Annotated in this window: 8 protein-coding genes and 1 pseudogene; 3 read left to right on the top strand and 6 right to left on the bottom strand. The window is 41.2% G+C overall.

All coding sequences use genetic code 11. The features are described 5' to 3' along the window. Positions 1–64 precede the first annotated feature (64 nt). Both ACSZO4_RS22695 and ACSZO4_RS22690 read right to left on the bottom strand, forming a co-directional pair. Positions 65–154: pseudogene (locus ACSZO4_RS22695) on the bottom strand (helix-turn-helix transcriptional regulator); the annotation flags it as partial. 326 nt (positions 155–480) lie between these two features. Next, entirely contained in the window at positions 481–1,695 is a 1,215-nt protein-coding gene (locus tag ACSZO4_RS22690) for a tyrosine-type recombinase/integrase (RefSeq protein ID WP_437891314.1), read from the bottom strand. Positions 1,696–2,081: 386 nt separating this feature from the next. Here ACSZO4_RS22690 and ACSZO4_RS22685 point away from each other — a divergent pair, with 386 nt between their 5' ends. Beyond that, positions 2,082–3,401, top strand: coding sequence for a tyrosine-type recombinase/integrase (locus ACSZO4_RS22685; protein ID WP_437891313.1), 1,320 nt, complete (start codon positions 2,082–2,084; stop codon positions 3,399–3,401). A 285-nt stretch (positions 3,402–3,686) separates the two neighbouring features. Next, positions 3,687–4,217 (top strand): low molecular weight protein arginine phosphatase, encoded by a 531-nt coding sequence (locus tag ACSZO4_RS22680; protein WP_437891312.1) that lies wholly within the window; start codon positions 3,687–3,689, stop codon positions 4,215–4,217. A 75-nt stretch (positions 4,218–4,292) separates the two neighbouring features. On the opposite strand, the gene ACSZO4_RS22675 is transcribed toward ACSZO4_RS22680, so the two are convergent. Next, a complete protein-coding gene (locus ACSZO4_RS22675; RefSeq protein WP_437615310.1) occupies positions 4,293–4,541 on the bottom strand; it encodes a GlsB/YeaQ/YmgE family stress response membrane protein in 249 nt (82 codons plus the stop codon). Between the two features lie 772 nt (positions 4,542–5,313). Then, positions 5,314–6,003: a MarC family protein gene (locus ACSZO4_RS22670; RefSeq protein WP_437616573.1), complete on the bottom strand. Its 690-nt coding sequence runs from the start codon at positions 6,001–6,003 to the stop codon at positions 5,314–5,316. Between the two features lie 912 nt (positions 6,004–6,915). On the opposite strand from ACSZO4_RS22670, the gene ACSZO4_RS22665 reads away from it, so the two are divergent. Further along, a complete protein-coding gene (locus tag ACSZO4_RS22665; RefSeq protein ID WP_437891311.1) occupies positions 6,916–8,331 on the top strand; it encodes an NAD(P)/FAD-dependent oxidoreductase in 1,416 nt (471 codons plus the stop codon). A gap of 222 nt (positions 8,332–8,553) precedes the next feature. On the opposite strand, the gene ACSZO4_RS22660 is transcribed toward ACSZO4_RS22665, so the two are convergent. Together ACSZO4_RS22660 and ACSZO4_RS22655 are read right to left on the bottom strand one after the other, a co-directional pair. Then, the gene (locus ACSZO4_RS22660) at positions 8,554–9,114 is read right to left on the bottom strand and encodes a type 4 pilus major pilin (RefSeq protein WP_437891310.1); all 561 of its coding nucleotides are present in this window, start codon (positions 9,112–9,114) and stop codon (positions 8,554–8,556) included. A gap of 263 nt (positions 9,115–9,377) precedes the next feature. Beyond that, on the bottom strand, positions 9,378–10,720 hold a 1,343-nt coding region (locus ACSZO4_RS22655), incomplete at its 5' end, for a shufflon system plasmid conjugative transfer pilus tip adhesin PilV (RefSeq protein ID WP_437891309.1).

Below are 10,720 nucleotides of genomic sequence, written 5' to 3'. Positions count from 1 at the left end.
ACAGCTCAGCTAAGGTAAGGCTAATACAGATAAGGACTCCACTGAACCCCACCGATTAAATCGCACCTTCCCTAATAAGTCGATAAATCCATGCTTTGCTATATCCTGTTTTATTCATCACTTCCGGCAGGCGAATAAGTCTTCTTGTTGTCATATATTTCTCCGTTGTTGTTTTGATGAATGTAGTATCTGCAGATCGCTTATGACGTTCAACCCTCGGAAAATCAGAATTGAACCTGAATTGAATGTTTTTTAAACAAAAACGGATGAAATGGCGGGAGAGCTGTCACTGGGCGGGGTGTAGAGTGATTTAGCAATAAGTGCTATTTATTTTGCTGTTTTAAGGTATTTTATAATCTTCATATTAATCAATTAGTTAGCCAGTATCAGTTTAAATTCTGACTTAATTCCTATCTGCTTTAGCCAAGAAAAAGGGCTATGCCCGTTAAGACATAACCCTTCATTCATCAGCAGTTATCCTTACGCACGCCGATTAAACGTTCCCTGCGTCACATTGAAGCCTTTCTCAAGGCTATCCATATAGTCGGCATACCATTGCAGCATCTCGCGTCTGCCATCGAGATATTGCGCATGGTTGTAGGTGCCACGGATAGCATTCTTATCAACATGCGCCAATTGGGTTTCAATCCACGCGGTGTTGTAGCCCTGTTCGTGAAGAACGGTGCTCATGGTATGACGGAAGCCGTGACCCGTAACCCGGCCTGTATAACCAATTCGCTTAAATACCTGATTGATACTGGCTTCGCTCATGGTCTTGCTTGGATCATTCCGTCCCGGAAACAGTAAAGGAAATTGCCCCGTCATTGCTCTGATTTGTCCGATAATGGCTAACGCTTGGGTAGATAGCGGGATGATATGGGGACGGCGCATTTTCATGCGTTCAGCAGAAATTTCCCATAGCGCTTTCTTGGTATCGATTTCTGACCATAACGCACCGCGCAATTCACCTGTTCTCAGGCCAGTAATGATCAGCAATCTCGCTGCCAGCACCATCAGTTCACTACCAGAGTAGCCAACAAGGGCTTTAAAGAAAGCAGGAAGCTCTTCAGTGGTCAGGAACGGGTAATGTGTAGACTCATGCCCTTGCATGGCACTGGTGAGATCTGGTGCGGGGTTATACTCAGCCCTGCCTGTCACGATGGCGTAGCGAAACACTTCGCCGCACCGTTGGCGCACTTTCTTGGCTTTCTCGGTCGCGCCTCGGTCTTCCATCTTTTTCAGTACGTTCAGCAATTCCAGCGGCTTAATGTCTGCAACAGGGCGTTGACCAATGAACGGGAAGACGTCTTTGTTGAAGGCTTCAAGAATGTCAGAGGCATACCCCGCAGACCATTTCTTCACTTTCATGCTGTGCCATTCGAGCGCAATTTCTTGGAAGGTATTTTTGACCTGCGCTTCACGCTCAACTTTTTGTTCTTTTTTCACCTCTAAAGGATCGATACCCCCAGCGATACCCTTTCGAGCTTCATCACGTTTTGCTCTGGCATCAGCCAAGGACACATCGGGATATACCCCCAGCGCCAATAACTTTTCCTTTCCATCGATACGATACTTTAAACGCCAGTAGCGTGACCCGTTAGTTTTCACCAATAAGTAGAGGCCACCACCATCAGCCATCTTGTAGGGTTTCTCTTTGGGCTTGGCAGTCTCGACCTGTCTGGCATTGAGCTTCATCTGGGGGTATCTCCTTTAGACCGAACAGCGAACACCCCCATTGATACCCCCAACTCAGCGTAGATTTCCGTGAACGTGAGTAGACGAGCAGAGACAATAAGGGCCGTGAAACCGCGTATTATAAGGGTTTAAAGGGTGTTTGAGTAGACTTAGGGAGACTTTAAAATAGGTAGGATGGTGCCGATAATAGGAGTCGAACCTACGACCTTCGCATTACGAAAATAAAAAAGGTCAATTTCAGCATGTTTCACCACATCTCACGCCATACCAATAAAAACATTAAAATCATATATTTAAATTAAAATACCGTCTCATATTGTTCCATCAGATTTCACTCTATACAATGCTAAATAAGTACGCCAGTAAGTACGCGAGATGAGGTCAAAATGGGAACCATGATCACCCAGGACAGACAGGTAGCAAACCTGACGCCAGAAGAGGGCAAAAACCGTATTGTCGTCAGCGTTAAATCAAAAGCAGGTTCTGGTTTATCAATCGAATCCCGTTCTGGGAGTCGAACGAAGAGCTGGCTGTACCGCCCTTACCTCAACGGGAAACAAATCAAAATCACCTTGGGTGCTTACCCAGCGATGACGTTGGCTCAGGCGCGTGAAGCGCATGCAGAAGCGGTAGAGCTGGTCAAGCAAGGTATTGATCCACGCTATGCCCGTAAAACGGAAAAGCAGCAAAATGAGCAAATGCCTATTTTTTCAAAATTGTGGGAAAGCTGGCTGGCATTCAGAGCAACAAGTAAACCCATTGGTGCACGCACACTGGCAGATTATCTGGGGACATATCGTCGCCATCTGGAAAAAGGATTAGGTACTGTACGGGTCTGTGATTTATCCAGAGCCGTTATTTACGAACATCTGATCCGCGTAAGAAAGACCAGTGTCGAAGGTGTTCGCAAAGGGCTTATCCTTCTCAATATGACGCTTGACCACGCCGCATTACAGGGATTAATCGACCATAATCCTGCTCGTTTGCTTAAACCTGCCATGTTTGGTGCCTCAATGGGTAAACCACGTGAACGGTGGCTACCACAAGACGAGTTGCAAATGTTATGGAAAGCACTGGACGAAGCTGGATTTGGTGGTGGTGCTATCGCCAGCGGAGGACGAGGTATCGCATCCAGCGTTATCCTTTCCCAAGCTATCGCCAATGCACTACGCATCATTATTCTGACGGGTGTACGGCGTTCAGAAGCAGTGAATATGCGTTGGGAACAAATTAATGGTGACCGCTGGACGATACCGGAAACCAAAAACGGTAAAAGTCATATTGTGACCCTGCACCCTCTTGCCCTATCCATACTGAAAACACAGCGCATCATTTCAGAAGGAGGTTGGGTATTCGAGTCCCTCAGCAAACCGGGTTTTCCCGTCACTGGTGATGCCATAACTCGTGCTCTTGAACGTTTAAGAACAAAGCATATGGCAGAAGTCGCAGCCTTCTCACCACACGACCTACGCCGCAGTGTTGCAACAGGTTGTGCTGAGTATCTGGACGCACCTGAACGGTTGATTGAGCTACTGCTGAACCATGTCCCCAAAGATCGTTTGATCAGAACTTATCAAGTCGGTCAGCAAGCAGAGAAGTTACGGAATTTATTTTTGAAATGGGGGGATTTTATTGAGTATGAGATAATTCAATCCAACAATGATATTCCTGATAATGTCATCAACATTGATTTTGTTAACAAATAACAACTGGGCCATTATAATCATATAAAAAAGTTTAAGATATTATATAGCAGTGTAATCCGTATAAACACCGTAGATTAATTGCGAACTTTAACAAACCAATCATATAACAATAAAAAAATTGCCATAAGTAAATCATATTTTTTTAATTACTTATTTTGCGGTATACATCATCATAACGAAAAAATATCAACATTCGTAGGTTAAATGCAGTTGAAGAAATGTAAAATATGCTTTTATTAAAAAAAGCATTTTCATGGTGTATTCACATGATACTTAAGGAATTAAATGAAAAAAATAATAGGTTTTTTTGGATTGGTTTTGCTTTCAATAAGTTGTGTAACTAATGCTTCTGATAATATAGTAACATTCGTTTGCACTGGAAATACTGGTCGTAGTCCTATGGCAGAGGCACTGAGTAAAGAAATAATAAAGACAAAAAACATGAATATTCTTGTTGCATCAAGAGGCGTAAATGTTGACCCAAAAGAATTAACACCAGAAAAAGGCACGATGACCGTATTAAAAGAAAGAGGAATTGACATATCAGAGCACAAGGCCACTCAACTAACAGAGACAGATGTACAAAAATCTAGTCTTTTATTAACAATGACAGAAAAACATAAAGAAAAAATATTATTACAATACCCACAAGCAAAAAATAAAGTTTTTACGCTTTCCGAGTACGCAACGGGTAAAAATGAAGACTTAGTTGATCCATATGGTAAACCATTAGATGCATATAAAAAAGTAGAGAGTCAATTAGATAAATTATTGCCAATCACTCTTGAGAAGGCTTCACCCAAAGAAAATAAATAATTTTACATTTAATATATTATTAATGTAATAAGGCCGTCACTGAAAAAGCGACGGCCATACTAATACACCAATAAGCTAGCTTTTTATTTTTCTGTATATAAACAGGACAACTAAGGCACCAATTACAGCAACAACAAAGCTTCCAATATTAAATCCATCAACTTTTCCGTATCCGAATAAGGTGCTTATCCAACCGCCAACCAGCGCACCGATAATACCAAGGATAACTGTTATGATAAAACCACCGCCATCTTTACCAGGCATTATCCACTTAGCTAAAATACCCGCAAAAAGTCCAAAAACAACCCATGATAAAATACCCATTCTTTCACACTCCTGAGACATATAAGTAGTATAACTTTTATAACACGTGAAAATCATTCAGAACAGGATTTAAACGTATTTAACAGTACAAGGGAATTAATATAATTTATCATTAAGATTATTCTTAAAAAGAAAGCCCACAAGTTAGCAGGTTGTAATATTTACATTTAAAGACAGGTGGAACACAACATTGACGCGTACAAAAATCACTCAACTTGAATAAGACCGTTGATTGCTGTATAATATACCTTTTAAAATCCATGGCGGTATATATATAAAGAATTAAACGATAAATATAAAATATATATTTCTTGCCTGCTGTCTTTTCATATCAAATATTTCCTACGCAGAAGAAGAATTAAAACGCAAATGGCACTATATAAATCCAGATATTTCTGATATATACCCAAATAACTTTAAGATGCAGGATGGTAGTGCTTAAACAACCTATCCCTACGACTGACTTGGGTTCACTGGCTCCTGCAACTCGAAGTATTCTGGGTATAGAAAAAACCAAGGCATGCAATAAGGGTTTTAGGGAAGGTGCGATTTAATCATTCAAAGTTCTGTTCATGACTACAATGATTGCCGTTCATCTATCGTTTTCAGTGTTTTGGGCGGTTCTTTGTTCATTTACCATACGATGACAGGACGAAAAAATGGTTCCCATCGAATTAATCGCACCTTCCCTAAGATAAATTGCTTTTGGGATACTATCTTAAATTAAGCGTGCATTAAACAACACGCTTATATTACAATGAATTGATGCATTCTACTTTATGGATTGTAGTAGGTTCACGCTTCCGTTCCATAGTATCTGAATGCCAACACAAAAAAGTAGAAACGCGGATAACTTTAACAATACATTTTTCCCATTCTCACCTAATTTATCTGATATTGATTCCGCATATGCGTAGCATATATAGATGATAAAGCACACAATACCTGTTGCAACGACCGCTCCCAATATACTGGCTGATATTTCCTTTACCCCTGTAGATACTGTTTGTAAATTAGCGGACAATGCTATTGCGACGGATATGGTTCCGGGACCCACTGTTAAGGGGAATGTTATAGGATAAAATGCATTTTCTAAAATATTTGATTGTGTATTTTCTATTATCTCTTCACTCTTTCGTTCTGAAATTTCATTTTTTTCTCCTCCCAACATCTCCCAGCCAAGTTTTGCAACAAGGATGCCGCCTGAAACTTCTACAATATCAATAGAAAGGTCAAATAGAGATAATGCATAAACGCCAAAACACATAGTAAAAACAATAAGAATAAAGCAATAGATTGCCGTTTTCTTTGCAATAAACCGTCTTTCTGTTTTCTTAATCCCATTTGTGACGGATAAAAAAAGTGGCGCATGCCCCGGTGGATTCAATATAGGAAAAAGTCCAGATATGACAAACATTGTCTTTGATACGAAAATGGAAAAAAATACTAATATATCTGACACTAAATTACTCCTGCATGTATATCCGCAACTTTCACAAAAAACAGCCACTAGGCACCCTAATTTCCTGCAAAATCATACACTACACCACTAAAAAATTCTTGGTGAATAAAACTATAATTTGATATTATAACGGAATATAAAGTTACAGAGGCAAATTATAATGGATGTTAATACCACAAGGAAGAGGCGAAACAGCCGTAACCTCCAGGATATCCTTACTATCTTCTTACAAAGCACTGCCTAAAATGGTATATGACACCCGAAATGGCCCGTGCGGTCGTGGCTTGCGTACCCTTGCGTGCAGTACCTGAATTGAATCCGGACACTGCTCAGAAGACGTTGTTGAACGGCTAATGAGCCAAATGGTGAATACAACATTCGTGCAGCCAAATATTTTGAACAGCGCCTTCTTATGTTGCAATGGTGGGCTGATATTCTGGATTCTAATCGGGGAGGCATGGTCTGGAAATTTGAGTTTGCAAAGAAGGAATAAATTGAACAGAGGTCACGGACAGCCGTAATAAAATTTATTTAATCAGAACATAAAAAATAAACATAGGCATTATTTACTCTACAATTTAACCGATTGCGTGTGAGGAGTTAAATATGTTAAGAGTGCATATGTAAGCGTTTGAAATATTATTAACACGGCTGATTGGATCTTCCCCTTTGTATCCATGATACACGCGATAAAAATCATGCCCGCAGCCTTGTGCGACATAGTTTATTAGCTGAAAGCTGAGCGCAATCTAATCAGATATTCAGGATTAAACATCAAGAACCCTACCATTGTGTATAGTGATTCTCATTTGTATTATTTACAAAATGGTTACATTCATGCACTATGCTGGAACTGATATAGCGCACCATAGTGGTGCATGGGTGTATTCATAAAATTAAAGAGTTGTAATAATGGGAATAACGAGAAGAAAACTATTGATTGGTGGCGCAGTCATCGCTGCTGCTGGCGGGGCTGGAATTCTGACACCGATGCTGACACGCGAAGGCAGACTGGTTCCTGGAAAACCAAGGTATGGTTTCGTTGAAGGCACAGTAGGTTCTCTACCAGATAAGGCTGATGCAGTGGTTGTAGGAGCCGGAATTTTAGGCATAATGACTGCAATAAGTCTGGTTGAACGTGGTCTTTCAGTTGTCGTTGTTGAAAAAGGCAGCATCGCTGGTGAACAGTCAAGCAGATTCTATGGTCAGGCAATCACCTACAAAATGCCGGATGAAACCTTCCTCTTACATCATCTGGGTAAGCAGCGCTGGCGTGAAATGAATGCCAAAGTTGGTGCAGATACCAGCTATCGTACACAAGGCAGGGTTGAAGTCCCCCTTGACGAAGAAGACCTGGAAAGTGTCAGAAAATGGATTAAGGCCAAAAGCAGTGATACCGGCAGCGACATTCCGTTAAAAACCCGGATTATTGAAGGGGAAGATCTCAAACAACGACTACATGGTGCTTCATCCAGCTGGACTATCGCTGGTTTTGAAGAAGATTCGGGTAGTTTTGACGCAGAAATTGCTGCATTCGTAATTTCCGAATACGCAAAAAAAATTGGTGTCAGAATCTATACAAACTGTGCAGCACGAGGGATTGAAACTCAGGGAGGGAAAATCTCTGACGTCATAACTGAAAAGGGGGCGATACGAACATCCCGAGTTGTACTGGCAGGAGGCGCATGGTCAAGGTTATTTATGCAAAATCTGAATGTTGAGGTTCCCACCTTACCAGCTTACCAGTCCCAACAGATAATCAGTGGTTCTCCCGACGCACCGAGCGGCAATGTTGCTCTGCCGGGGAATATATATTTTCGAAAACAGGCGGACGGAACCTATGCTACTTCACCAAGAGTAATAGTCGCCCCTGTCGTAAAAGAATCGTTTATCTACGGGTATAAATATTTGCCACTAATGGCGTTACCTGATTTTCCTGTTCATATTTCACTGAACAGGCAGTTGTTCGATACCCTAATGCAACCGACACACTGGGAACTGAATGAGATTTCACCATTCGAAAACAACAGAGATATGACCGCTGTCGCTGATGTACCAGAACTTGAATCATCGCTTGAAAAATTAAAGGCTGAGTTCCCCGCATTTAAAGATTCTAAGGTCATTGACAGGTGGAGTGGTGCAATGTCTATTGCACCAGATGAGAATCCTATCATTTCACAAGTTAAAGAATATCCCGGTCTGGTTCTTAATACCGCAACAGGTTGGGGTATGACGGAAAGCCCAATATCTTCCGAGTTGACGGTAAGCTTATTACTTGGTGAAAATCCGATTATCGAGCCGAAACCTTTTAGTCTTTATCGATTTTGACGGAGCTGGAACATATACCCAGAATACTTCGAGTTGCAGGAGCCAGTAAACCCAAGTTAATCGTAGGGATAGGTTGTTTAAGCACTACCATCCTGCATCTTGAAGTTACTTGGGTATAACTTACTCTTGGAAGTATAGTTTTATGTAATGAAACTTGTCGGGACTAACCCGACAAGTTGAGGAAAGTAACGATCAGGTAATATCCATCATAAAGATGGTTTTTTATATGGACGTCAGAACAAGGGAGTTGTTGTTCCCGCCACTGTTGCAGGCTGTTGTTGTAGCTGCGACATCAAGACTTCCATCCGCTGCCTTAACGGTTTTTCTACCCACTTTTGCCACATAGAAATTTCCAGCCGCCGCTGCGATTATTTTTGTACATTCTGCTGCCGGAACACTGGCATAGGTAATGGTAAACGCAGAGTTAGCGACACCGCTGGGACCTTCTGTTGAAGTCGCAAGCGTTACTTTCCCCTTGAAAACGTTGACAACAGATGCTGCTGACCCTGTGCCAATTAACATGTTATCCGGGAAAATTTTAGCGTTTGTTGCCACAGTATTGGTTAATCCGGAATAACTGGATGCTGAGGTATACAGTGCCTTAACCCCCGCCTGTATCGTGGCAATATTCTTTGATTCCGCTTCCGCACGCTGCGAAGCCTGAACTTTGGGATAAACGATAAATGCTCCGATGACCAGTGCGGCGACTATACCAAGTACAAGAAGCAATTCAAGTAAGGAAAATCCCTTTCTGTTCTTTCTGGTGATGAATGTCTTTTTCATTTTTACCTCCTGTTTTATTTAGACTTTAAAAAAGAGATAAAGTATTTATTGAATTAATCAAGAACGATGCCGTGATAATTGTTTTTTAAAAGATAAAAGGGTTACCTTTTCTTACTCTTGTCTAATAAAATCAATAATGAAACAATCCAATAACCACAAGCCTATATAAAACCATATTTTCACACGCCAGGATTAAGCAACGAGAGAATTCCATCAAAACCGATGATGTTATTATTTTATTTAAACAACTTAATCGATAAATACTATTTAAGTTTAATCGCATAACATTTTACATTATCTATGGTGCAGTAATGTTCATCTTCGGTACAAACATCCGAACCCGTAATAACCCACCCGTTAGTTGAAAGACCATTATTATTCAGATGCCTTTGGCAAATATCCCCGTAGTTTTTGTGATCGCCACCCAACATAAATGTCATAGTTTGTAAACTTACTGGACTCCTCCATATACCATTAATACAACTCAATAAAGATCCATCACTTATTTTAGATATTAATCCATTCGATGTACAAGCCGTTCCTTCAACTGATATAGAAACAGGTTTTAAATATTGCCCTGAAACCGTTCCCGAAGAGGAAATATTCCCTGTTGCAGAGACAGCCCCCGTGGTTTTACCGTCATTTGACGCGGATATCATAAGATCACCACGTATCTTTTGACTTCCCCATATATCAAGCTTTACAGAAGAATTATTATTACCTGTAAGAGAGAGATATCCATCACCCGAACCACCGGAGACATTCAACAGCACTGCATTCTGATTACTGGAACCACCCCCACCAATTTGAAGGCGGCTGCTATTTGTTTTGGCTGAAACATAACTTTCAGAGTTGATCCCGCTTTTAACCGTGAGATAACTGCTCATGTTGACGTTTTTCGCAAAAGACGAAAAACCCGCAACGTATAAATCTTCGGAAACATTCACGTTCTTTGCAAAGCGTCCATAAGAGCCATTAAATGATACAGCACTGATATCCCCCGACGCGGTAATATCTTTGACATTGTTGATATCATTTCCGCCCATGTTCAGATCGCCTGTCATTGGCAGAGTACCGTCACGACGCAGGTAAACCGAATACATGGAAGAATCATAACCCACACGATAGCCAAGCAGACCCACTTTATTGATGCTGGAAAATCCCGATGTCGTTTCTGACCACAAACCGCTATATCCTGAGATCTGGTTAGTAAGTTTGCTCATGCCACTGTCAACACCTGCCGTATGCATGGCCTTTCCAAGCAGATCGTAACGAACTCTGTTTCCTGATGTCCATGCAGCGTTAGTCGTGATTAATCCGTTGATTACATAGTTGGGAGCCGTTCCGTTCCTTTTCAGTAAAATGGTATAGGCAGATTTGTTAATATTCACGCCAGTAAAAGAGGAAGGCAATAATCCTTCATTTATTAGTGTCTGGTAGGTAATGGTACAGACAGACCCCGTACAAGTTCGTGGCCCCGGATCGGTGCCTGTTCCTGTTGATGCCGTCAGCGTGGATAGTTTATCGTAGCGGATACTGATATAACTGTTTACCGCCTCGCCAAGCTGCCTGATTTGTTCTCCTGCTATTTTGGCCTGCGTATTTT

Source organism: Phytobacter sp. V91, assembly GCF_965644225.1.
Classification (GTDB): domain Bacteria; phylum Pseudomonadota; class Gammaproteobacteria; order Enterobacterales; family Enterobacteriaceae; genus CBFFRJ01.
The sequence above is the reverse complement of the archived record's forward strand: the minus strand, read 5'-3'. Positions and strand labels throughout refer to the sequence as shown.